Genomic DNA, 24,621 nt, shown 5'->3' on the forward strand with positions numbered 1-24,621 from the left:
GGCAAGATCGCCCCCTCTCCCCCGGCCCCTCTCCCTCCAGGGGAGAGGGGAGCAAGACACTCAATCGACGCGGGGCGAGGGCAGCGAAGCAGTCCGTTGAATCACGGAGGTTGGAGCAAAACACTCGGTTGACCGCAGGACGCAAATGGGGTCCCGCGTACCGGCTGTTTGTAGGAGCGAGCTTGCTCGCGACCCGCAGTGTCGTGCAGGGCGCAGGCTGCGGTCGCCTGCAAGCAGGCTCCTACACAAAGCGCGAGCGAGTGAGTCCACGCTTCTTCGAGAACACGCGGCCCGCCACGCAGGGCTGGGAAGCTCTCAAGCGTCCACCTGGTCTGCGGCCTCCGGCGCGCTGAAAGCGCCGCTGTAGATCCCCGAACGATCGAAGCAGCAGGCGCGGCGCTTGCCCTTGGCCAGCATGTCGCAGGCGGTGGCGATGCGTTTGACGCGGGTCTCGGCCTTCTTGCCCGAGGTGATCCACTGGATCCAGTCGCGCCGCGCCACCGGCGTGATGTCATCCCAGGTCGCGCGCGCTGCGGGCTGCGCAGCCAGCGCTGCGGCCCAGTCTTCGGGCACCGTGGGTTCAGGCTCGCGCGCGAGTGCCGACATCGTGACCGCGACGGTATCGCCGGGGGCCGCGCGGGCCGCCTTCATCAGCTCGGCAGCGACCCGCATCCAGTGACCGCCCTTGCCATCGGGTTCGAGCGTGGTCTCGAAACCGACGCTCTGCAGTTGGCCCTCGACGCTGACCTGGCTGCGCGAGGGCAGCGCGGCGCTGATGTCCGGTGGCAGCACGAAGAACGCCCAGTCCGCGGTCTCGGGGCGGGCGGGGCGCAGCAATCGGGCCTGGAACTTGAGCATGTGAGCGCTCCGGTCGTGCCGTCGGATGGAATTGTGTCGAGCACCCTCGCTGTCGGGTACGGCCACGATCCTGCCATGGCGGCCAGCGCGCTGCCCCCCTGCGGGTGAGCGCCTCGGTCAGCTCACCCGTTCGCGCAGGTGCAGGACGTTGCCTTCGGGGTCGCAGACGTTGCGCACGCGCAGACCGGGGCCGGGCCAGATCGGACCGTGGATGCGACCCCCGCAGGCTTCGACCTCGCGCTCGGCGGCGTCCAGGCTGGGCACGGTGAAGAAGGGCTTGATGGCCTGGGTCTCGCGCGGCTCGGGCGGTGATGCAATCACCACCTGCGCTGCGACCTGCGGCGGCAGGGCGTGCAGCAGGAGCTGCGTGTCGGCGCCGCTCAGCACCCGATGCATCGCATCGGCATGCACTTCGCGCAGGCCCAGCACCCGCTGATAGAAGACCGACATGCGGTCGAGCTGGCTGGCGTAGATCAGCACGCCACTGGCAGCAGGTTGGCGCATGGGAGTCTCTCCGTTCGGAGTGAGGCGCGAGACCACGGCGGGCTTCCGGGCGACGCGCCTCAGCGTGTGGCCTGCTCCAGCCGCGTCAGCCAGGCCAGCGCTTCGGTCACATCCGCGCCGCACATCGCGGGTTCGGGTTTGAGCGCCGAGCACACCGCCGGGCGTTCGGGCTGTCCAAAGATCCGGCAGCGGTTCAGCGCATCCAGCTGCACGCAGCGCACGCCCGCGGGCTTGCCCTGCGGCATGCCGGGGATCGGGCTGCTGATGCTGGGCGCGATGCAGCAGGCACCGCAGCCGGCTCTGCACAACATCACCGACACGGGCTCACCGGCAGGGCCTGCCGCCACGCATCAGTCAGCGGTCTGCAGTTCGTTATCGCGGGCGCGCAGCGCGGCGTAGACCTCATCGGTCTGCGGGCGCACACCGTGCCAGCGCAGGAAGCTCTCGGCGGCCTGTTCGACCAGCATGCCGAGGCCATCGACGGCGTGCTCGCAGCCGCCGGCGCGGGCCCAGGACAGGAAGGGGATCGCCGCCTCGCCGTAGCTGAGATCGACGCACAGCGCGCGCGGCGCCAGCAGGCTGAAGGGCAGGTCGAGGCTGCCGCCGAGGCGGCCCGCCGAGGTCGCATTGATGATCAGCTCGAAGCTGCCCTGCTCGCCCATGTCCTGCCAGTAGCGGGTCTTGACGCGATCCGGCTCGCCAAGGATGTCGGCCAGCTTGTCGGCGCGCTCCGGGCTGCGGTTGACGATCATCAGCTCGGCCACGCCGGCTTCGATCAACGCGGGCGCGACGCCGCGCGCGGCGCCGCCGGCGCCGATCATCAGGCAGCGGCGACCGCGCAGGTCGAGGCGCTCGCGCTCGGTCAGGTCGCGGATCAGCCCGGCGCCGTCGGTGTTGTCGCCCAGCCAGCCGTCGCCCTGGCGGATCAGGGTGTTCACCGCGCCGGCGTGGAAGGCGTATTCGCTCACCTCCTTGCACAGGGCGTAGGCAGCCTCCTTGTGCGGCAGGGTGATGTTGGCGCCGCGACCGCCGGCCGCCCCGAAGGACGCAATCGCGGTGGCGAAGTCCGCCGGGCTCGCTTCGATCGCGCGGTAGTCGAGGTCGATCCCGCACTGCTTGCCGAAGGCGGCGTGGATCCAGGGCGAGAGCGAGTGGTGGATGGGCTGGCCGAAGACGGCGAAGTGCTGGGTCATGGCGGGCTCCTCGATGCGGATGCGGGGTCAGGGCTTGGACTCTAGCAGCTTGCGCTGCGCGCTCCGGCGGGCGCGCGCGTGCCGCAAAGTCGGATCGGTCGCTTGTCTGCAGCGCGCGACGCGGCATGGGTCTGCCGCCAGCGCGCGGCCTCGGGTGGGAAGCGACCGGCCGCTCGCGCTGCGCATGGGCCACGGTGGGCCACGGTGGGCCAGGGCCCACCCTGTGGGCAGGGGGCTTCGCGCAGCCGACGGGCGGTGGCGTGGACGAAGGCGTGAGGGCAGGCACGCCAAGAGCAGGGCACAGCTCGCGGTGGGCCTGGGCCCACCCTATGCGCGCAGCCAGCGCGCGGCGTCCAGCGCGTAGTAGGTGAGGATGGCGTCGGCGCCGGCGCGCTTGATCGACAGCAGCGACTCCAGCGCGACCGCACGCTCGTCCAGCCAGCCGTTCTGCGCGGCGGCCTTCAGCATCGCGTACTCGCCACTGACCTGGTAGACGAAGGTCGGCGCGCCGAAGCGGTCCTTCACCCGCCGCACGATGTCGAGGTAGGGCAGGCCCGGCTTGACCATCACCATGTCGGCACCCTCGTCGAGATCGAGGCCGACCTCGCGCAGGGCCTCGTCGGAGTTGGCCGGGTCCATCTGGTAGGTGTACTTGTTGCCCTTGCCGAGGTTGCCGGCCGAGCCGACGGCGTCGCGGAAGGGCCCATAGAAGCTGCTGGCGTACTTGGCCGAATAGGCGAGGATGCGGGTGTGGATGTGGCCGGCTGCTTCCAGCGCGGAACGAATCGCGCCGATGCGGCCGTCCATCATGTCGGAGGGCGCGACCACGTCGGCGCCGGCCTCGGCATGGCTCAGGGCCTGCTTGACCAGGGCTTCGACGGTCTCGTCGTTGACGACATAGCCGCTGGCGTCGATCAGGCCATCCTGACCGTGGGTGGTGAAGGGGTCCAGGGCGACATCGGTGATCACGCCGAGACCCGGATGCCGGGCCTTGAGTGCGCGCACCGCGCGCTGGGCCAGGCCCTGCGGGTTCCAGGCCTCGGCCGCGTCCAGCGACTTGGCTTCGGGCGGCGTCACCGGGAACAGGGCCAGCGCCGGAATGCCGAGTTCGACGGCTTCATCGGCGAGCTTCAGCAGCAGATCGATCGACAGCCGCTCCACGCCCGGCATCGAGCCGATCGACTCGCGCACGCTCTCGCCCTCGCGCACGAACACCGGCAGGATCAGGTCGTCCGCGCTCAGGCGATGCTCGCGCATCAGCCGGCGCGAGAAGTCGTCGCGGCGCATGCGGCGGGGACGGGTGTGCGGGTAGGCCATGGCGGTCTCCGGTCGATTCGGGGAAGGCGCGAAGTGTAAGGCTGAGCCTGTCTGCGCTCGTTGATCGCGATCGCCTGGCCGTATCCTGCGCGGCGATGACTGTCGAAGCCCTGCCCTCGCCCGCCCAACGCTTCGCGCTGGCCTCGCCGCCCGTGCGGCGCCTGCTGTGGCTGCTGGGCGTGCTCGCCGTGCTCGGCTTCGTTGGCCCGCTGCTCACCGGCAGCGAGGCGGCTTGGAAGCCCGACTGGGAGGCGCTGTCCGAGCCGCCGTCCTGGCAGCACTGGCTGGGCACCGATGCGATCGGCCGCGACGTGCTGGCGCGCAGCCTGATGGGCCTGCGCATGTCCCTGCTGATCGGGGTGTGCGCGACGCTGGTCGCCCTGCTGATCGGGCTGGCCTACGGCGCGTGGGCAGGGCTGGTCGGCGGCCGCAGCGAGCGGCTGATGATGCGCGCGCTGGACGTGCTGTCCGCCCTGCCCTTCCTGCTGCTGGTGATCCTGCTGCTGGCGCTGTTCGAGCGTTCGCTGTGGCTGCTGCTCGCCGCCATCGCAGGCCAAGCCTGGATCGATCTCGCGCGGGTGCTGCGCGCCGAGGCCTCGCGCCTGCGCGACAGCGGCTTCGTGCTGGCCGCGCGCGCCGCCGGCGCCGGGCGACTCGATCTGCTGCGCCGGCATGTGGTGCCCAACCTGCTGCCGCTGGCGCTCGTCTATGCCGGCCTGATCGCCGCCAACGTGGTGCTGGTCGAGAGCTTTCTCGGCTTTCTCGGCCTCGGCCTGAGCGAGCCCTGGGCCGGGCTCGGGGCGCTGCTGGGTGAAGGCGCGCAGGAGCTCGACACCGCGCCCTGGGTACTGATCGGCCCCGCCCTGCTGCTGTGCGCGCTTCTGCTCACCTTCCAGCGCCTGGGTGAGGCGCTGCGCGATGCGCTGGATCCGAAGCTGCGCGACGCGTCGAGCGAGACCAGTCACACCGGTCCTGCAGCCAACCCGAAGGAAGCCACCTCCGTCGCAAGAACACTGGATCCCCGCCTGCGCGGGGATGACGAATCACAGGTTCCGGAAGATCACGAAGAACGGGCTCCGGAAGATCACGAAGGACTGGCTCCAAGAGATCAGGCACGAGCTGCGCGGACGCAACTGCACCTTGGCGCGGCGCGGCCTTGCACGCAGGAATCAAAAGCCCCGTGGATCCCGATCGCCGTCGCCCCCGCGCAGGCGGGGGCCCGGATGCGCTTGTCCCAGTCGAAGGAAGTCGCCTCGATCGCCAGCCCGCTGGATCCCCGCCTTCGCGGGGATGACGAATCGAAGGTTTCGCAGCGGCTCCCTGGCCACGCGCCGCTGGAGCGCCTCCACGAGGTGGAAGCCTCGCCGACCTCAGCCGCCGTCGCCCCCGCGCAGGCGGGGGCCCAGTTGCCCTTGCCTCAATCGCAAGCCGCTTTCACCGAACTGCCGCGTTCCGGATCCAGCGCTACTCGAGAGGCCGCAGTCGCCGTCAAGGACCTTTCGATCGCGCTCCCCGACGGCCGGGTGATCGGTCCGCTGTCGTTCGCGCTGGTGCGCGGCGGGTGCCTCGGCCTGATCGGCGGCTCGGGCTCGGGCAAGAGCCTGTCGGCGCTGGCGCTGACGGGGCTGCTGCCGCGCGGGCTGCGTGCGCAGGGGCGGCTGCAGCTTGGTGATCGCTGCGTCGATCTGGCCGAGCCGCTGCCGGCGGAGCTGCGCGGGCGCGCGATCGGCCTGGTCTTCCAGGACCCGCTGGCCAGCCTGCATCCACTCCGCAGCGTCGGCAGCCAGCTGCGCGAGAGCCTGCGCCAGCTGCGCGGCCTGCGCGGCAAGGCGCTGCAGTCCGCCGCACGCGCGGCGCTGATCGAGGTCGGGCTGGGCGAGACCGAACCGGACACGGTCACGCCGTGGGGAGCAAGTCCCGGCCCGACCGGGACGGGCGAAGCGGGGCCCGGATACTTCGGCCGAGCCGCGACATCGGGACCCGACGCGCGCGGTCCGCGCGAATACGGCCCCGGCGAGCACCCACCGCGAGGGCCTGCCGATGCAGCGCGCGCAGCGACGCCGTCGGTCGAACGCTTCCTGCGCGCCCGTCCCGGCCAGCTCAGCGGCGGCCAGCGCCAGCGGGTGATGATCGCGCTGGCCCTGTGCGGGCAGCCGCAGCTGCTGATCTGCGACGAGGCCACCAGCGCGCTCGATCTGTTGAGTCAGCACGAGGTGCTGGAGCTGCTCGAGCGCTTGCGCCGCGAGCGCGGCCTCGCCCTGCTGTTCATCGGTCACGATCTCGACGTGGTCGCGCGTCTGGCCGACCGGCTCTGCGTGCTGGAGCGCGGGCGTGTGGTCGAGCAGGGGCCGACGGCCGGTGTCCTCGCAAGGCCGCAGGCGGGCTATACGCAGCGACTGCTGGCGGCGCGCGAGTCCAGCGAAGCGCCGGATCGCCACATCACCGACCAGGACACCCGCGCTGCGGCCCACCCAGGCAATGAAGCGCGCACTCCAGCGGCTGCGCCCGCCGCATCGCTTCCGTCTTCAGCGACCGAAGCGACCGCGCCACTGCTGCGCCTGCGCGGTTTTGGCCTGCGCTATCGCGGCACCGTACGCGCCGCCGTGCAGGGCGTGGATCTGCAGCTCGCCCGCGGCGAGTGCCTGGCGGTGCTCGGCGCCTCCGGCAGCGGCAAGAGTTCGCTGGTGCGCGGCCTGCTGCAGCTCACCGACGCGCGCATCGAGGGCGAAGCCTGGCTGCAGCAGGCGCCGCTGCACACGCTGCAGGGCGCCGCACTGCGGCAGGTGCGTCCGCGCGCGCAGATCGTGTTCCAGGACCCCTACAGCTCGCTCGACCCGCGCCAGCGCATCGCCGCCCTGCTGGCCGAGCCACTGGCCCTGCACGGCGAGCGCTGCACGCGCGACCGACTGGTGCAGGCCCTGAACGAAGTCGGCTTGGAATCCGATGCGCTGGAGCGGTATCCACACGCCTTCTCCGGCGGCCAGCGCCAGCGCATCGCCATCGCCCGCGCGCTGATGCTCACACCCGCGCTGCTGGTCTGCGACGAAGCCGTCAGCGCGCTGGATGCCATCAGCCGCCGCCAGGTGCTGGGCCTGCTGCGCGATCTGCAGCGCGCGCGGGGCCTGAGCCTGCTGTTCATCACCCATGACCCGGGCGCGGCGGCGGCGCTGGCCCAGCGCTGTGCGGTGATGTTCGAGGGCCGCGTGGTCGAGGCCGGCCCGACCGGAAGCCTGCTGTCGTCGCCGCAGCATGCGCACACGCGAGCGCTGGTCGGCGCCTGGCGCAGCCTGCAGGACTCCGGCCGACGCAGCGCGGCCGCTACACTGGCGCCATGAGCTCCAAGTCTTCTTCCCTGTGGGCGCCGCGCCACTGGCCGGCCCAGCTCGGTGTTGCCGCGCTCAAGCTGGCGGCGCGCGTTCCCTGGTCCTGGCAGCTGCGCCTCGGTCCGGTGCTGGGCCGTCTGCTGCTGTGGGTGGCGCCGGGCCGTCGACGCGTCGCGGCGCGCAATCTGGAGCTGGTGTTTCCTGCACTCGCGCCCGCCGATCGCGCGCGCCTGCTGCGCGAGCACTTCGCCGCGCTCGGCACCGGCGCCTTCGAATTCGCCCGCGCCTGGTTCGGCAGCGAGAAGCCCTGGCGGCGGGGTCTTGAGATCGAGGGCATCGAGCACCTGCAGGCGCTGGCCCGCGACGGCCGCGGCGTACTGCTGGTGTCCGGCCACTTCACCACCCTGGAGGCCTGCGGGCGTCTGCTGACCGCGCACGTGCCGGTGGCCGGCATGTACCGCGCCCACGACGAGCCGGTGATGGAAGCCGCGGTGCTGGCCGGACGCCTGCGCTATGCCAGCGCCATGTTCAAGCGCGAGGAGCTGCGCGCGGCGATCCGTCATCTGAAGGGCGGCGGCATCCTCTGGTACGCGCCGGACCAGGACATGCTCGGCAAGGACACCGTCTTCGTGCCTTTCTTCGGCATTCCCGCCGCCAGCATCACCGCCACCCACCAGCTGGCGCGACTGTCCGGTGCGGCCGTGGTGCCTTTCTTCCATCGTCGCGAGGGCGCCCGCTACGTGCTCCGCATCGGCCAGCCCTTGGCCGATTTCCCCAGCACCGACGCCGCCGCCGACACCGCGCGGGTCAACACCGCGGTCGAGGCCATGGTGCGCGAGGCGCCGGCGCAGTACCTGTGGGTGCACAAGCGCTACAAGCGCCGGCCACCGGGCGAGCCGCCGGTGTATTGAGCAAGGCTTGAACGACGCCAGCGTCGGCGTGTTTGGAGGCCCAGCAACGCTGCGGGTTGGATCGCCCGCAGCGCGACCTTGCCGGAGGCGTTGGATCTCAGACCGAGGTGAACGTCAGGCCCACGGTGGGCCAGGGCCCACCCTATGGCAGACGGGCTTCGTTGGGCTCGGCCCGCCCAATTGATGGCTCGCCCTGGGGTGGGCCCTGGCCCACCATGAGCCCCACGCCTGCCGCGGTCATCGCGATCACAGGCAGGCGCACTCGCCGCAGGGTCGAACACCTCAGCCCCGATCGCCGGCCGCCAGCGCGGCCCGCACCTTGTCCAGCTCCGCCTGCACGTCAGCGATGCCCGGGTGTTCGGGTGGCAGGCGCGCGCTGCGAAGCTGCAGGGCGCGCTCCAGTTCGACCTGCGCTTCCGCCCACTGGCCCAGCGCCGCATGCGCCTTGCCGGCGCCGAAATGGGTTTCCTCGATCACCGGATGCTCGGCCGGAAACACGCCGTCCGACAGCTCGCGGGCGCGCAGATGGTTCTGCAGCGAGGCCTGCGCATCGCCCGCGCTCAGGTGGTAGTTGCCGAGGTTGGCCAGGGTCTGGATCGCGCGTGGGTGGGTCTCGCCGAAAGCCGCCACGAAGCCCTCGTAGGCGCGCCGGTAGTAGGGCCCGGACTCCTCGACCTTGCCCTGCTGGCGTAGCGCGCCGGCAAGGTTGCTCAGGGGGTTGAGGGTCGCCGTGTGATGGGCGCCATACAGCTCCTCGCTGGCGCTCAAGGTCTGCCGCAGCACCGGCTCGGCTTCGGCGAATCGCCGCTGCTGCAGGAGCAGCACGCCGAGGCTGTTGCTGATCCGCAGGGTCCGCGCATGGTGTTCGCCATAGGCGGCGACATGCGCCTGCAGCAGCGGCCGCAGCGCGGCTTCGGCCTCGGCGGCACGGCCCATGTCGCTCAGCACCACCTGCTCGACATAGCCGGCGGTGAGTGGATCCGGATCGCCTTCCGGCGTCGGCAGTGCGGCCAGCGCGGCGCGGGCGGCGCGCACCTCGGTCAAGGCCTCCTCGAAACGCCCCTGGTCGCGCAGCGCCCAGGCCAGGCTCAGGCGCAGATCGGGCGCGGCGAGCGGATAGCGCGGGTCGAACGCGCCCATCGCCGCCAGCGCGGGCCGCAGCAGGGCCTCGGCCGCCTTCGCTTCGCCGGTGATGGCCAGCGCATCGCCGAGGCGGCGGGCCACGTGCAGGCGCGTGGGGTGCGCGGGCGGCAGCTGTGCCTCCGCCAGCGCCTGCGCCTGACGCAGCAGCTCGATGCCGCGCGTATGGTCGCCGACGTTGGCATAGGTGCTGCCGACCACACCCAGCACTTCGGCCAGCGCATCCGGTCGCGATCCGAGCTGGCGCTCGGCGTTGCGCGCGGCATCGTCGAGGATGCGGTTCAGCAGGCTGCGGTCCAGCCCATCGGCATACTGCGGATCGACCCCGGTCAGCACGTCGGACATGAAGCCGCTCATCACCCGCGCGTGGTCGGCCTCGCTGCGCGCCTGGCGCAGGCCGTAGAGGGCGAAGCTGAGCCCCGCCGCCAGCGCCAGCACGATCGCGGCGACTGCCGAGGCCGCCAGCGCATTGCGGCGCAGGAACAGGCCGGAACGGTACAGCCGGCCCTCGCCCACCACCGCCAGCGGTCGCCGCTGCAGATAGCGCTCGAGTTCGATCGCCAGCGCTTCGGCCGAGGCGTAGCGTTCGGCCTGGCGTGGCGCCAGCGCGCAGCGCAACACCTGCAGCAGCGCGCGCGGCACGGCCGCCAGCAGCGGTTCGCTGCGCCCGCGTCCGGTGGCCAGCGCGGCGTCGAACCGCGCACGCAGTCGCTGCGCATCGAGGCTGTCCTCACCCAGCACGCCCAGGCGCGCATCGGGCAGCAGCAGGCAGAGCAGGATCATGCCAAGCGCATAGACATCGGCGCGCGGATCGATGGCCTCGGCCGTGCCGGCGCGCTGCTCCGGGCTCATGAAGGCGCCGCTGCCGGCGGCTTCGTAGCTGTGCGCATCGCCGGGGCTGGTCGGGCCTGCATCCAGCCCCAGCGCGATGCCGAAATCGATGAGCTTGGGCTGCGGCTGGCCGTCGACCTGCACCACCAGCACGTTGCCGGGCTTCAGATCGCGATGCAGCACGCCGCGCGCGTGCGCGTGCTGCACGCCGCGGGCCAGCGCAGCCATCAGGCGCAGGCGCGCCGGCAGCTCGGGCCGGCGCTGCCGGCACCAGTCCAGCAGCGGCTCGCCATCGATCCACTCCATCACCAGCCAGGGGTGGCCTTCCGGCGTGCGGCCGGCGTCGAAGACCTTGGCGATGGCCGGGTGGTCCATCCGCGCCAGCGCCTGCCGCTCGACCTCGAAGTAGGCTTCGGACAGCGGGTTCAGCAGCTGCCGCTGCATCAGCTTGAGCGCCACCGGCCGGCGCACCGGTTCAAGCTGCTCGGCCAGCCAGACTTCACCCATGCCGCCAGCGCCCAGGGAACGCTTCAGCTGGTAGGCGCCAATGCGCAGACCGGGTTGGGCCGCCGAGCCGGCGGCCGTTGCAGCCGCGGCAACGGCTACAGTCGGCGCGTCCTCGTGTTCGCTGGATGGAATGCTCATGCGTCCTCCGGCGCCGGAGTATGCCGCGTGCTGGCGACAGCGCCCAGCGCGGCCCGCCCGGGTTCCGCCCGTCCCATCGCGCCCTCGCTGCGGAGCGAAGAGCGGGGTGGCGATTCGCCGCCGCCGGCTGGGCCGCCGAGGCGCGCGACAACGCGGAATTCTTCAGCGTTGCCCCAGACCCCGACTCAGCGCCCGCCGCCGCTGCGCCAGATCGACCAGATCAGCCAGGCGCCGCAGGCACCCGCGCCGAGGAAGCCGAGCAGGCCGAACAGCGGCAGGCCGAACAGGGTTGGCCCGCCGGAGACCGTCATCACGATGGAGGAGCCGATGATCAGCGCGGCGGTGACCACGCCGATGCTGAGCCGGTTGGCCGAGTGCTCGACCTGCTCGCCGAATCGCTTCAAGCGGTCGACGTCGATGTGCACGTTGAAGCGCCCGCGGCGCGCGGTCTGCAGCAGCTGGCGCAGCTCGCGCGGCATCGCCTGCAGCAGGGCCAGGGCATCGCCGGCCGCACGCCAGCCGCGCTTGGCCATGGCTCGCGGGTGGTAGCGACGCAGCACCGAGCGCCGCAGGAAGGGCGCGGCCTCGGCCGCCATGTCGAAGCCCGGGTCGAGCATGCGGCCCATGCCTTCGAGCGTCACGAAGACCTTGATGACGAGCGCGAGATCGGCCGGCAGCACCAGGTGATGATCGCGCAGCAGGGCCATCACCTCGCTGAGCAGGCGGCCGAACTGCAGCTGGCCCAGCGGGACGCCGTGGTAGCTGTCGATCAGGGCATCGATGTCCTCGGCGAGCGCGTCCTCGTCGAGTTCGCCCTCCTCGGCCCAGGCCAGCAGCACCTCGACCACGGCCTCGGTGTCGCGCGCGACCAGGCCCTGCATCAGCTCGATCAGCTGGCTGCGGCGGCCCTCGGACAGGCGCCCGACCATGCCGAAGTCGATCAGGCCAAGGCGATCGCCGGGCAGCCAGAACACATTGCCGGCATGCGGATCGGCGTGGAAGAAGCCGTCCTCGAACATCATCTTCAGCACCGCCTGCGCGCCGAGCCTGGCGATGGCGGCGCGGTCGGCGCCGGCAGCCTCCAGCGCCGCGCCCTCGCACAGCGGCACGCCCTCGATGTAGTCCTGCACGTTGACCCGCGTGCCGGTCAGCGGCCAGTGCACGCGCGGCACCACGATCCGCGGCTCCTCGGCGAAGCTCGCGGCGATGCGCTCGGCGTGCCGGCCTTCGGCGGCGAAGTCGAGCTCGCGGCGCAGCGAGGACTTCAGCTGCCGCACCAGGGCCAGCGGCTGGTAGCGCCGCCACTCCGGCCATTCGGACTCGACCGCGCGGGCGACGCGCTCCAGCAGGCGGGTGTCGGCGGCGACCGTGGCCTCGATGTCGGGGCGGCGGATCTTCACCACCACCGCACGGCCGTCGGGCAGGCGCGCGCGATGCACCTGGGCGATCGAAGCGGCCGCCAGCGGCGCGGTGTCGAACTCGGCGAACACCGTCTCGACACTGCCGCCGAGATCCTGTTCAAGCTGGGCCTGCAGCTGCTCGAAGGCCAGCGCCGGCACCTGGTTCTGCAGCTTGCCGAACTCGGCGATCCACTCCGGCCCGAACAGGTCCACACGCGTCGCCAGCACCTGGCCCAGCTTGACGAAGCAGGGCCCAAGCTCCTCCAGCACGCAGCGGATGCGCTGCTCGGGCTTCAAGGCGACCAGCGCCTCCAGATTCTGCGTCGGCAGCACGCGGCCGACGCGCTCCAGCGCGCCCAACATGCCGAGCCTGCGCGCGACATCGCCAAAGCCATGCCGCACCAGCACGCCCGCCACTTCATGCAGTCGGCCGAGGTCACGGGCGGCGGTGAGGGTTTCCCAGAGCATGTGTGGGAGTGTAGACGGCCGTGCGCCGCCGCATAGGGTGGGCCCTGGCCCACCGTGGCGCTGAGGATCGCCCCGATGTCGCCTGTCCATGCGCGGACAGGCGTCCCGATGAGGCGTGTCAGGCCCGGTTTCGCTCTGCCGGTTCCGCCGCATTGGTCGCGGTCATCGCGTGGGCCCTTGCGCCGGGGCGAGCACCGTCGCGCTGCGCGCGTTGGCGAGCCAGGACCGGGGCGAGCCTTGGGCTCTTGGTGGGCCAGGGCCCACCCTATGCGGGTTGCTGGAGATTCGGGGGTGTCGGGACGCCGCTGCCGGCGCCGTATCGCCGCTGTCTTCCCAGCGGATCCACCCCATGCCTCGCACCCTGCCCGCCCTGCTGCTGGCCTTCGCCAGCCTGCCCGCCGCCGCGGCCACCTTCAGTGTCACCAGCCTCGATGACGACGGCGCGGGCTCGCTGCGCGCCGCGATCCTCGCCGCCAACGCGGCCGGTGACGCCACCGGCCCGCACCGCATCGAGTTCACCGCGGCCTATCCGCTGAACGGCGAAATCGAGCTGTTCACGGCGCTGCCGCGGATCAACGTGATCGCCGAGATCGACGGCAACGGTCGCGCGCCGGTGCTGCGGCCCTTCGATACGACGCAGGACCTGCGTCTGCTGGCGTCCTCCGACGCGCTGACCCTGCGCCGCTTCACCCTGCAGCAGGGGCGCGCCGCCGCCGGCGGCGGCTGTCTGGCCTCGGACGGCGCCGGCAGCGTCGACAGCCTGGTGCTGGACCGCATGCGCTTCGTCGGCTGTCTCGCCACCGGCAGCGGCGCAACCAACGCGTCCGGCGGCGCGGTGCGCTGGTCGGCCGTTGCCAGCGTCGGCGTGTTCGAGACCGTGTTCGAGGCCAATGCCGCCGCCCATATCGGCACCGGCGCCGGAACGGGTGGAGCGATGGCAGTCAGCGGGCCGCTGCTGGTGCAGTCCTCGCGCTTCATCGACAACGCCACCAACGGCGGCTTTACCAGCGGCGGTGCGATCAGCTGGCTGGGCGCGACGGCCTCGACGGTGGAGATCCGCGACAGCGTGTTCATCGGCAACTTCGCTGTGCCCGAAGCCGGTGGCTCGGGCTTCGGCGGTGCGCTGGCACTCGACTGCCCGAGCTGCACGCTCAGCATCGTGCGCAGCTATTTCGGCGGCAATCGATCGGCTGACGCCGGTGCCGTGTTCGCACGCGGCAACAATGGCGAGGGCTCGGCGCAAATCACCCTGGAGAACCTGAGCTTCGTCGGCAACCGCGTCAGCGGCGGCGGCGGCGCGCTGACCACGCAGGGCGCACGCCTGGTCGGCCGCCATCTCAGCTTCTTCAGCAACCAGGCGGACCTGGGCGCGCACCTCACGACGTCGTCCACCCAGTTGGTCGAGTGGAGCAACAGCGCGATGGCGCCCAAGCGCGCCGGCTCCGGCAACGCCTGCGCGCTCAGCAGCGCTGCCGCCAGCACGCTGGGCACCCTGCTGGGCACAGGCGACAGCAGCTGCAGCGTTGGCTTGCCGGGCGCAGTCGCCGTGAGCGACTTCCAGATCATCGGCGTGGACGAGGCGGCCACGATGCCGGTGCTGGCCTTCGAAACGACCAGCCCGGCGGTCGATGGGGCCAACGCCGCGCGCTGCCTGCCGACCGATACGCGCGGTGTCGCGCGTCCGCAGGATGGCAACGGCGACGGCAGCGCCACCTGCGACGTCGGCGCTTTCGAGCTGCAGGCGACCGAGCTGTTCACCGACGGGTTCGAGGACTGAACGCGCGCGTCGCAGACCGCGTCGTGGCGTCTGCGCTCGAAGCAGGACATGCGTGGGCGCCAAGGCCCCGTGCCGAGCGCAGCCGCGCGACGCCTGTCGGCGGAATCCTGCCGATCGCTCCTGGCGCGGGCGCGCCCTCGGCTTCTGCACGGCAGGCTTGGCGGCAATTGTTCACGGAGATGCGCTTGTGTGCCTGCTGTCCGCCCGACCTGTCCTGTTCCTCCTGTGCGGCCTGTGGGCCGGCGTCGTCCAGGCGCAGATCGAGGCTCGCCTGCAGGCCTCGCGCATCGACTGCACTGCGCCCTGTGCGGTGCAGTTCGATGCCAGCGCCAGCAGCCACGACAGCCTCGCTGTCGACAGCTTCACCGACCTCGAGTATCTGTGGCACTTCGGCGATGCCGAGGCGGGCCAGTGGTCGACCGGCGCATTGCGCGGCAGCCGCAACGAAGCCATCGGCCCGCTGGCCACGCATGTGTTCGAGCGGCCGGGCACCTACACGGCGCGCGTCCGGGTGTTCGACGCCGCGGGCGCACAGGCCAGCGCCCAGCAGCAGATCCGCGTGGCGGATCCGGACGCGGTGTTCGCCGGTACGGCGACGACCTGCCTTGCCCTCGACAACCTGAGCTGGGCCGGTTGTCCGCAGGGCGCGCGGCGTGAGGTCGGCAGCGATGCGCTGGCGGCCTACACGAGCTTCGGCGGTGCCGGTCGACGCCTGCTGCTGCGCCGCGGCGACGCCTTCAACCTGGGCGGCGCGTTACGCCTGCAGGGCCAGGGACCGGGCCAGATTGGCGCCTTCGGCAGTGGCGTCCTGCCGCGCCTGCTGCAGGGCGCGGGTGCCGCCTGCATCGAGTTCGGCTCGACCCAGCAGGCGACCCGCGACTTCAGCGTGTTCGGGCTGCGCTGCGAAAAGCCGGTGGCGGCGCAGAATGACTTCAGCAGCTTTCTGACCCATCCGGTCAGCACCGACCTGCAGCCCGTGCAGCACATCCTGGTCGGTCGCGTCGAAGCCAGCGGCTATGCGACCCTGCAGGGCGGTCCGCTGCTGGGCGACCCCCCGCGCGAGCGCATCCAGCACGTCACCCTCTACGAGGCCCGCGAGGACGGCTTCACCCGCGGCGGCTTCGTCATCAACTTCCCCTTCGGCCGCGGCCTGTCCTGGCTGGGTGTGCGCATCGACCGCTCGAGCGAGGTCTGCGCCAGCACCAATTCGGTCATGCGCAGCTCGACCCTGCAGCGGGCGGTGATCTCGCAGGTGGAGTTCGTCGACAGCTGCACGGGGCCGCTGCGCCTGCACAGCATGGTCACCAGCGACCCCGATGGCCGGCGGCCCGAGAAGATCGTGGTCACGCGCTCTTTCATCGGCGGCATCAATGCGAGCAGCGGGGCCTTTGGCGGCAATGGCGGGCCGGTGTCGGTCGAGCCGGGCGTCAGCGCGGCAGCGCAGTTCCGCGACTACGTGTTCGAGGCCAACTTCGTGCGCTACCGCGCCAACAACAATGCCGCCTTCGACTGGGGCGGCCGCAACTTCGTCGCCCGCAACAACGTCTTCGACCTGCGCGGCGCGCCGGGTGATGGCGATGCCTTTGCCGTGTTCGTCAAGAGTGGCGGCGACCATGGCACGAGTTCACGCATGCGCTTCATCCACAACACCGTGTTCCAGCTGCAGGGCGGGCCGTGGCAGGCGGCATTCGCCAACTACGAGGGAGCCGCGGAGGTTCGCGCCTACAACAATGCGCTGCGGACGGTGAGCGGCAGCCACGTCGGCGCCCTGCTCAGCGAGGGCTTCGCCGAGCAGGCGGGCAACCTCATCGCCGGCCCGGCCATGGCCAATCCGCTGCAGGTGGCGACACCTGCCTATGGTGTGCTGAGCGAGTACTGCCCGCGGCCCGACGGCGCCTTTGCGGCAGCCGCCAGCCCACGGCGCGCGGCGCTGGATGCGTTTGGCCGGCCGCGCGGCGTGGCGCCGAGCGCGGGCTTCTGCGAGCTGGGCCTGGTGGTGTTCGCCAACGGCTTCGAACCTTGAGTGGGCGCATGTGATGAAAGCCAGCGACTGCTGCGGCCGCATCTGGCCGCCCATGGCGGCCGCGCGCTTCGCGAATTCCGCGGTCACTGGCTCGCCAAAGGCCCTTGGATTCGCGTACCGCGCCCTGCCACGAACGCCCAGCGACGCCCTCGCTGCGGCGTTTGAACCTGTCACACGCTCCGAGGCCAGTCGCGTGGCGCGGGAATCGCGCCTCGCGAATGCGGCCTAACGCACGTCGCGCGCAAGGCGGCGGAGGAGGAGCGCCCCCACGCGCGCAGGCACGTTCACGACTTCGGCGCTAAGATCGGCGCCATGCTGCGCCGCCTGCTCACCCTGCTGCTGATGCTCTGCCTTGCCACCGGCGCGGCCGCGCGCGGCTGCCCGATGGCGCTCGCGGCGCAGGCGGAGTCCGGCGCATCGGCACAGGCGTCGATGCCGGACTGTCCGCATGCCAAGGCCGCGCGCGCGGCCCTGGCCGAAGTCGACGCCGCGGGCCTCGAAAGCCTCGACAAGGCCAAGACCGGCTGCGATCACTGCAAGCAGTGCCGCGTGCAGGTGCCGCCGGTCGAGCCGCCGAGCCAGCGGCCCCTGCTGCCGCCGACTCACGTGCCGGGCTTCGAAGCGCCCATGCGAGCCGCGCCGTTCAGCGCGCCGAATCTTCGACCTCCGATCTCCAACAGCCCAGCGCATCACGCCTGAGCCGCCGGGCCGCGCCCGGTCCCTGTTGCTGGAGATCTCCCATGTCTGCCGTTTCCCACCGGTCGCAGCGCCGCTGCGCCCTGCTGCTCACCCTGCCCTTGTCGCTGTCCGCCCTCGCCCTGCCCGCCCTGGCGATGGCCGCCGCACAAGATGCGCCGCCGGCGTCCGAGCACGCGCACGTCGATCACTCGGAGCGCGCGGCCTCGGCCGCAGGCCCCGATCACGCGGACCACGCCGACCACGCATCCTCCGCGCAGCACACGGATGCGGAGACCCATGCCGGCCACGACGGACACGAGCACTCCTCGCACGCTGACTCGACGCCCGCGGCGGCCGCGAACGCGGGCCTGCCTGCGGCCGCCAGCGCCGAAGCCCTGCCCGGCACCGCAACCGCCGCCCCCTCGCTCTACGTCTGCCCCATGCACCCGCAGATCACCAGCGAGACCCCGGGCAGCTGCCCGATCTGCGGCATGGACCTGGTCGCGCGCAGCCGCAGCGCCGCGCAGGCGGCCCCCGTCATCGAGGTCGATGCCGGCCTGCGCCAGGCGCTGGGCATCCGCACCGCCGAAGTCGATCGCCGCGTGCTGTCGCCGCGGGTGCGCGCACCGGCCGAGGTGGTGGCCGACCAGCACCGCATCCGTCACGTGCACACCCGTGTGCCCGGCTGGATCGAGGACCTGCGCGTGCATGCCCTGGGTGAGCGCGTGCGCGCCGGTCAGGTGCTGATGGAGATCTACGCGCCGGATCTCGTTGCCGCCCAGGAGGACTACCTGATCGCCCTGCGTTCGGGCGGCGTCGGCTCGCGCGCCCAGCGCGCGGCGGCCGAGCGCCTGCGTCGGCTGGGCGTCGACGAGGGTTTCATCGATGCGCTCAGCGAACGCGGCCGCTCGCTGCAGCGGGTGCCGGTGCGCGCGCCCGCCGACGGCGTGGTGACCCAGCTCGACGTGCGCCACGGCATGTACGTCGAGCCCTCGACGATCGCGCTGGAAATCACCGATCTCAGCGAGGTCTGGGTCAGCGTGGCGGTGTTCCCCGAGGAGCTGGAGCGTCTGGGCAGCGGCACGATCTATGCCGCGCTCAACCTGCCCAACCAGCCGGACCGGATGTGGCGCGGCGAGGTCAGCTACGTCTATCCGAGCCAGGACGCGATGACCCGCACCGTGCAGCTGCGCGTGCCGGTGCCGAACCGCCGCGGCCTGCTGCGCGTCGGCCAGTACATGGAGGCGCGGCTGCGCGGCGAAGAAGGCGAGCCGGTGCTGAGCGTGCCCAGCGAAGCGGTGATCCGCACCGCCGACGGCGAGCGCGTGGTGATCGATGCCGGTGACGGCCGCTTCCGCGTGGCCCAGGTGCATTCGGGCCTGCGCGTCGACGGCCGCACCCAGATCCTGCACGGGCTGAAGGAAGGCGAGCGCGTGGTGGTGTCGGCGCAGTTCCTGCTCGACTCCGAAGCCGCGCTGCGCGCCGGCCTGCAGCGACTGGAGACGGGTCATGCGCATTGAGAATCGCGCGGCGTTGATTGTCGCCGCGGTGGGCACTCTCCCACACTTTTCGATCGCCGTCCTCGCCATCCACAAGCCGGTGCCGAAAGGCGGAGCCGTCGTGCCCGGGAAGGCGGGCACCCAGACGACGGCGCGACTCGGCTGGGCCCCCGCCTTCGCGGGGGCGACGAGCGGAGGGAGCGAGGGCGTTCTGCCTCCTGGGCAAGCTCCGGGCTCGCGTGGCTTCGCAGTCGGGGCCTCGGCGCGCTTTCCGGTAGGCGTCGTTGCCGTGCAGCCTTCAGTCTCGAAACGCAAAGCCGTCGTGCCCGCGAAGGCGGGCACCCAGTCGATGGCGCGAGTCGGCTGGGCCCCCGCCTGCGCGGGGGCGACGAGCGGTGGGAGCGCCAGAGTCCTGCCTGGTCTGCGTGTCGCTGTCCGGCTTGGCGGCACCGATGGGACGTGGCGCTCAGCGCAATGCGTCCTCGGAAGCGCTGTGCCGCTCTGCGGGTCCGCGTGGGCCCGGCCGCGCCGACGCGGAGTGCAGCCATGATCGCCGCCCTGATCCGCGCCTCGCTGGCCAATCGCGGCCTGGTGCTGCTGCTCTCCCTGCTGCTGACCCTGGCCGCGCTGCAGGCCATGCGCACCCTGCCGGTCGATGCGATACCCGACCTGTCCGACGTGCAGGTGACCGTTCGCACGGAGTGGCCCGGGCAGTCGCCGCAGCTGGTCGAGGACCAGATCACCTATCCGCTGGCCTCGCGCCTGCTGGCCGTGCCCGGTGCACGCCACGTGCGCGGCTTCTCGATGACCGGCGACTCCTTCGTCTACGTGCTGTTCGAGGACGGAACGGATCCCTACTGGGCGCGCTCGCGGGTGCTGGAGTACCTGAGCCAGGCCCGCGCCGAGCTGCCCGACAACGTCGAACCCGCGCTCGGACCCGATGCCAGCGGCGTCGGCTGGGTCTACCAGTACGCCCTGGTCGATCGCAGCGGGCGCCATGACCTGTCCGAGCTGCGCGCGCTGCAGGACTGGTTCCTGAAGCTCGAACTGCAGGCCCTGCCCGGCGTCTCCGAGGTGGCCACGGTCGGCGGCATGGAGCGCCAGTACCAGGCCATCATCGATCCGCTGCGCCTGCGCCAGTACGGCCTGCAGATCAACGACGTCGCGGCGCGCATCCGGGCGGCGGGGGCGGAGCGCGGCGGCTCGCTGATCGAGGTCGGCGAAGGCGAGATCAGCCTGCGCGGCGTGGGCTTCCTGCGGAAGCTCGAAGACCTGGCGCAGGTGCCGCTGGGCCCGCTGATGAACGGTGCGCCGGTGCTGCTCGGCGATGTCGCCGAGATCCGTTTCGGCGCCGGCCCGCGCCAGGGCATGGCCGAACTCGATGGCGAGGGCGAAGTGGTCGGCGGCATCGTGGTGATGCGCGACGGCGGCAATGCGCGCGAGGTCATCCAGGCGGTCGAGGCGCGGCTTGAAGCGCTGAAGTCGAGCCTGCCCGAGGGCGTCGAGATCGTCACCACCTACGATCGCTCGGCCCTGATCGAGCGCGCGGTCGACCACCTCTCGACCAAGCTGGTCGAGGAGATCCTGGTGGTCGGCCTGGTCTGCCTGCTCTTCCTCGGCCACTTCCGCTCGGCCCTGGTGCCGGCCCTGCTGCTGCCGCTGGGTGTTCTCGCAGCGCTGGCGATCATGCGGCTGCAGGGCATCAACGCCAACATCATGTCGCTGGGCGGCATCGCCATCGCCATCGGCGCCATGGTCGATGCGGCGATCGTGCTGGTCGAGAACGCCCACAAGCGCATCGAGCACTTCAAGGACGAGCACGGCCGCGAGCCGGACGAGCCCGAGCGCCTGACGCTCGTGGCCGAGGCCTGCATCGAGGTCGGCCCGGCGGTGTTCATGTCGCTCTTGGTCATCGCGCTCAGCTTCCTGCCGGTGTTCCTGCTCGAAGCCCAGGAAGGCCGCATGTTCGCGCCGCTGGCCTGGACCAAGACCTGGGCCATGCTGGCCGCCGCCGTGCTGGCGGTGACCCTCGGGCCCGTGCTGATGGCGCTGTGCGTGCGCGGACGCATCCGCGGCGAGCACGAGCAGATCCTCTCGCGCAGCCTGATCGCGCTGTACCGGCCGGTGCTGCGCGGGGTGCTGCGTGCGCCCTGGCTGACCGTGGTGCTGAGCCTCGCGATCGCGGCCAGCGCGCTGTATCCGCTGCGCCAGCTCGGCAGCGAATTCATGCCGCAGCTTGAGGAGGGTGACCTGATGTACATGCCCACCACCCTGCCCGAGCTTTCGCCCGGCAAGGCCCAGGAGCTGCTGCAGCAGACCAGCCGGCTGATCCGGCAGACGCCCGAGGTCGAGACCGTGTTCGGCAAGATCGGCCGCGCCGACAGCGCCACCGACCCGGCGCCGATCTCGATGATCGAGACCACGATCCGGCTCAAGCCCGAGTCCGAGTGGCGCGAGGGCTTCAGCATCGAGGACCTGATCGCCGAGCTCGACGCCCGCCTGCGCATCCCCGGCGTCACCAATGCCTGGGTGCAGCCGATCCGCACGCGCATCGACATGCAGTCGACCGGGCTGCGCACGCCGCTGGGCGTGCGCCTTGCCGGCGATGATCTGCAGCAGCTGACCGCGCTGGCCACCGAGGTCGAAGCCGCGCTGACCGACGTGCCGGGCATCCGCTCGGCCTTCGCCGATCGCGGTGCACAAGCGCGCAGCCTGGAGATCCGCCCGCGGCGCGAAGACCTCGCCCGCTACGGCGTCGAGATGGAGGCCTTCATGGCCTGGCTGGGCGAAGCCGTCGGCGGCGCACCCATCGCCACCGCCTACGAGGGCCGCCGGCGCTTTCCGGTGGCGATGCGGCTGCCGCAGGACGTGCGCGACACGCCCGAGGCGCTCGCCGAACTCGGCGTGGTGACGCCGTCCGGCGCGCAGGTGCCGCTGGGCCGGCTGGCCGACATCGAACTGGTCGAAGCACCGGCGATGATCCGCAGTGAGAACGCGCGCCTGACCGCCTGGGTGTTCGTCGACACCGATACGCGTGACCTGATCGGCACCATGCGCGCGGCCGATGCGGCACTGGCCGAGCGCGTGCAGCTGCCGCCGGGTGTGAGCCTCGGGTGGACCGGCCAGTACGAGAGCCTGCTGCGCGCGACCGAGCGCCTGAGCCTCGCGATTCCGGCCGCACTCGGCATCATCCTGGTGCTGCTCTACCTGGTGTTCCGGCGCTGGCCCGACGCGCTGATCGTGCTGCTCACCGCACCGCTGTCGGTGGTCGGCGGGCTGTGGCTGCTGTGGGGCCTCGACTACGCGCTGTCGGTGGCGGTGGTGGTCGGCTTCCTCGCCCTGTTCGGCGTGGCCGCGGAGTTCGGCGTGGTGATGCTGCTGTATCTGGCGCAGGCCGTGGAGCGCGCACGCGCGAGCGGCCGCATGAACACCCTGCGCGAACTCGATGCCGCGCTGGAGGAAGGTGCGGTGCAGCGCGTGCGGCCCAAGGCCATGACCGTGCTGACCCTGCTGGTCGGCCTCACCCCGATCCTGCTCAGCGACGGCGCCGGTGCCGCGACCATGCAGCGCATCGCCGCCCCCATGCTCGGCGGCATGCTCAGCGCCCCGCTGCTGTCGATGCTGCTGATCCCGGCGATCTACCGGATCTGGCTGGGGTGGCGGCTGCGGGGCTGAGGAGCGGGGATTGGGGATTCGCGTGCGCCGTGCATGCGGCGCACGCGAATCCCTGCATAGGGTGGGCCCTGGCCCACCGTGGCGCTGGAGGCTCGCCCCGGTGTCGCTTGTCTCGCCCCGCTTCGCCCTGCCAGTTCCGCCGCCGCGCGTGGCCTTGCCCTCACTCGCGAAACGTAGCGCTGGGGGTTTTGGACAACTATCACCGGGGCAAGGGTTTGGCTCATGGTGGGCCAGGGCCCACCCTATGGCACTCGGGGACTCGACGGCCAGGCGATCTCCACGCGCAGGCCGTGGCCTTCGCGGCCCGCGCCAAGGCTCAGCTGTCCGCCTGACAGCTCGACCACGCGGGCGACGATCGACAGGCCGAGCCCGCTGCCATCGGCGCGCGTGCCCGGCGGGCGGTAGAAGGGGTCGAGCACGCGGGCGCGCTCGTCGGGCGGCAGGCCGGGGCCGGCGTCCTCCACCGCGAGACGCACCTCGTTCGCACTTCGAACGACTTCGATGCGCACCTGCGCCGGTCGACCGCCGTGGCGCAGAGCGTTGTCGACCAGATTGCGCAGCAGCAGCTGCAGCTGGTCGGGGTCGATGTCGATCGCGCAGCCCGGCTCGGCGACGAGCTCCAGCTCGTCGTCGTTGGCCAGCCCGGCGTCGATCCATTCGGCCAGCCAGCCCGGCAGCTGCGCGGACAGGTCCACGCGCTGGCTGCGCGGTGCGGGCGCGCCGGGGCCGAGTCGGCTGAGCGTCAGCAGCTGGGCCACGCCGCGTTCCAGCCGCGCCTGCGCGCGCTGGATCTGCGCCAAGGCCCGCGTGCGCCCCGCATCGTCCTCGGCTTCGATCAGGTTTGACAGGTGCAGGCGCATACCGGCGACCGGCGTGCGCAGCTCGTGCGCGGCCTCGTCGATGAAGCGGCGCTCGCGGCGCAGGGTTTCGTCGACGCGGCCGAGCAGGTCATTGATCGCGTCGACCAGGCCGTGGATCTCGACCGGGACACGCGTGCGCTCGATCGGCTGCAGTCGATCACCGGCCTGTGCCGACACCGCACGGGCGATACGGCGCAGCGAGCGGCTGCCCATGCGCACCGCGGCCCAGATCAGCAGGCCCAGCAGGGGCAGCTCCAGCAGCAGGGGCCAGGCCATGCCGCGGGCGATCTCGACGCTGATGTGCGCACGCACCTGCAGTGGTTCGAGGCCCAGTGCGCGCAGGCCGTCGGGGCCGTCGAGACGGAAGCTGCGCCAGACCGCATCGCCCTCCACGACCTCGCCAAAGCCCTCGATCGCGGCCTCGCGATCCAGCGCCGGCGCATCCTGCGAGCGCAGCAGCAGGCGCTCGCCGCGCCACAGGTAGTAGCGACGCAGACGCTCGTAGGCATGGCCGCGCGCACCGGTGGCGGCCGCACCCAGCTGCTCCATCGCGCCCTGCCAGGCCGGCAGTTCGCGCGGCTGCGCATCGAGACTGTCGTCGCCCAGCAGGCCTTCGGCCAGCACGGCGAGCGCGCGCACCGACTGCGACAGCTCGGCGTCGAGCAGCTCGTCGACCTCGACGCGCGCGGCCCGCCAGCTGACCCAGGTGCTGAGCGCACCCGCCGCGGTGGTGGCGAGCAGCAGGCCGACCAGCAGCGGCTTCCACAGCGTCCTCATGCCGGCGCCAGCAGGCGGTAGCCGATGCCGCGCACGGTGCCGATGCGCTCGGCACCCAGCTTGCGCCGCAAATGGTGGATCAGCACCTCCAGCGTGTTGCTGCTGACGTCCTCGTCCCAGCCGTACAGGCGCTGCTGCAGCAGCTCGCGCGAGACCACCCGGCCGTTGGCCTCGACCAGCGAATGCAGCAGCGCGAACTCTCGCCGCGGCAGGTCGAGCAGCTGGCCCTGCAGCCGCGCCTCGAAGCGCACCGGATCGAGCTCGATACCGGCAAAGGCCAGCTGCATGCGCGGCGCGGCCTCGCGTCGGCGCAGCAGGGCGCGCAAGCGCGCCAGCAGTTCGGCGGGGTCGAAAGGCTTGGCCAGAAAATCATCGGCGCCACCGTCCAGCGCCTCGACGCGATGGGCGACCGCATCGCGCGCGGTCAGCACCAGCACCGGCAGCGTGGCGCCGGCGGCGCGCGCCTGGCGGATCACCCGCTGCCCATCGAGCCGCGGCAGGCCGAGATCGAGGACGGCGATGTCGAAGCCGCCGTCGCGCAGGGCATCCAGCGCATGCTGGCCGTCCTGCAGCCAGTCAACGGTATAGCCCGCGCGCCGCAGCGCTTCCTGCAGGCCCTCGCCGAGCAGGGTGTCGTCTTCGATCAGCAAGAGGCGCATGAGGGCTCCGGGGTGGGGGCGGTGAACACTGTAATCGCGTCACGCCGATAGGGTGGGCCAAGGCCCACCGTGGCGTGGACGCT

16 protein-coding genes are annotated in these 24,621 nt (G+C 71.8%); 7 read left to right on the plus strand and 9 right to left on the minus strand.

The features are described from left to right. Nucleotides 1–315: 315 nt before the first annotated feature. The 5 genes from Q0654_RS15855 to hemB form a co-directional block, all read right to left on the minus strand. Complete coding sequence (locus tag Q0654_RS15855; protein ID WP_298855671.1) at nt 316–858, minus strand: YdeI/OmpD-associated family protein; 543 nt, start codon at nt 856–858, stop codon at nt 316–318. 117 nt (nt 859–975) lie between these two features. After that, nucleotides 976–1,362, minus strand: a complete 387-nt coding sequence (locus Q0654_RS15860; protein ID WP_298855674.1) for a VOC family protein — start codon at nt 1,360–1,362, stop codon at nt 976–978. A 59-nt stretch (nt 1,363–1,421) separates the two neighbouring features. Beyond that, on the minus strand, nt 1,422–1,673 hold the full coding sequence (locus Q0654_RS15865; RefSeq protein WP_298855676.1) for a YkgJ family cysteine cluster protein: 252 nt from the start codon (nt 1,671–1,673) through the stop codon (nt 1,422–1,424). Nucleotides 1,674–1,712: 39 nt separating this feature from the next. Then, nucleotides 1,713–2,555, minus strand: a complete 843-nt coding sequence (aroE, locus tag Q0654_RS15870) for a shikimate dehydrogenase (RefSeq protein WP_298855678.1) — start codon at nt 2,553–2,555, stop codon at nt 1,713–1,715. Between the two features lie 327 nt (nt 2,556–2,882). Beyond that, on the minus strand, nt 2,883–3,872 hold the full coding sequence (gene hemB, locus Q0654_RS15875; protein ID WP_298855680.1) for a porphobilinogen synthase: 990 nt from the start codon (nt 3,870–3,872) through the stop codon (nt 2,883–2,885). Nucleotides 3,873–3,967: 95 nt separating this feature from the next. Here hemB and Q0654_RS15880 point away from each other — a divergent pair, with 95 nt between their 5' ends. Continuing rightward, complete coding sequence (locus Q0654_RS15880) at nt 3,968–7,207, plus strand: ATP-binding cassette domain-containing protein (protein ID WP_298855681.1); 3,240 nt, start codon at nt 3,968–3,970, stop codon at nt 7,205–7,207. Further along, nucleotides 7,204–8,106: an LpxL/LpxP family Kdo(2)-lipid IV(A) lauroyl/palmitoleoyl acyltransferase gene (gene lpxL / locus Q0654_RS15885; protein WP_298855684.1), complete on the plus strand. Its 903-nt coding sequence runs from the start codon at nt 7,204–7,206 to the stop codon at nt 8,104–8,106. The genes Q0654_RS15880 and lpxL overlap by 4 nt, the downstream gene beginning before the upstream one ends. Before the next feature lie 282 nt (nt 8,107–8,388). On the opposite strand, the gene Q0654_RS15890 is transcribed toward lpxL, so the two are convergent. Further along, nucleotides 8,389–10,722: a serine/threonine-protein kinase gene (locus tag Q0654_RS15890; RefSeq protein ID WP_298855686.1), complete on the minus strand. Its 2,334-nt coding sequence runs from the start codon at nt 10,720–10,722 to the stop codon at nt 8,389–8,391. 185 nt (nt 10,723–10,907) lie between these two features. After that, nucleotides 10,908–12,590 (minus strand): AarF/UbiB family protein, encoded by a 1,683-nt coding sequence (locus tag Q0654_RS15895; protein ID WP_298855688.1) that lies wholly within the window; start codon nt 12,588–12,590, stop codon nt 10,908–10,910. A gap of 349 nt (nt 12,591–12,939) precedes the next feature. On the opposite strand from Q0654_RS15895, the gene Q0654_RS15900 reads away from it, so the two are divergent. The 5 genes from Q0654_RS15900 to Q0654_RS15920 all read left to right on the plus strand — a co-directional run bounded on the left by Q0654_RS15900 (nt 12,940) and on the right by Q0654_RS15920 (nt 22,242). After that, on the plus strand, nt 12,940–14,367 hold the full coding sequence (locus tag Q0654_RS15900; protein WP_298855690.1) for a choice-of-anchor Q domain-containing protein: 1,428 nt from the start codon (nt 12,940–12,942) through the stop codon (nt 14,365–14,367). 187 nt (nt 14,368–14,554) lie between these two features. Next, a complete protein-coding gene (locus Q0654_RS15905) occupies nt 14,555–16,390 on the plus strand; it encodes a PKD domain-containing protein (protein WP_298855692.1) in 1,836 nt (611 codons plus the stop codon). Nucleotides 16,391–16,702: 312 nt separating this feature from the next. Next, nucleotides 16,703–17,089 carry a hypothetical protein gene (locus Q0654_RS15910; RefSeq protein ID WP_298855694.1) on the plus strand — a complete coding sequence of 129 codons (387 nt, stop codon included), beginning with the start codon at nt 16,703–16,705 and terminating at the stop codon, nt 17,087–17,089. A 41-nt stretch (nt 17,090–17,130) separates the two neighbouring features. After that, the gene (locus Q0654_RS15915) at nt 17,131–18,588 is read left to right on the plus strand and encodes an efflux RND transporter periplasmic adaptor subunit (protein WP_298855696.1); all 1,458 of its coding nucleotides are present in this window, start codon (nt 17,131–17,133) and stop codon (nt 18,586–18,588) included. Nucleotides 18,589–19,113: 525 nt separating this feature from the next. Further along, nucleotides 19,114–22,242, plus strand: a complete 3,129-nt coding sequence (locus Q0654_RS15920; protein ID WP_298855698.1) for a CusA/CzcA family heavy metal efflux RND transporter — start codon at nt 19,114–19,116, stop codon at nt 22,240–22,242. Nucleotides 22,243–22,484: 242 nt separating this feature from the next. Here the strand turns inward: Q0654_RS15920 and Q0654_RS15925 are convergent, their stop codons facing one another. Both Q0654_RS15925 and Q0654_RS15930 read right to left on the minus strand, forming a co-directional pair. Continuing rightward, complete coding sequence (locus tag Q0654_RS15925; protein ID WP_298855700.1) at nt 22,485–23,879, minus strand: ATP-binding protein; 1,395 nt, start codon at nt 23,877–23,879, stop codon at nt 22,485–22,487. Next, a complete protein-coding gene (locus Q0654_RS15930) occupies nt 23,876–24,538 on the minus strand; it encodes a response regulator transcription factor (RefSeq protein ID WP_298855703.1) in 663 nt (220 codons plus the stop codon). The genes Q0654_RS15925 and Q0654_RS15930 overlap by 4 nt, the downstream gene beginning before the upstream one ends. Between the last annotated feature and the right edge of the window lie 83 nt (nt 24,539–24,621).

Origin of the sequence: uncultured Aquimonas sp., assembly GCF_937888285.1 — a bacterium.
In the GTDB taxonomy this organism is placed as follows: Bacteria; Pseudomonadota; Gammaproteobacteria; order Xanthomonadales; family Xanthomonadaceae; genus Aquimonas.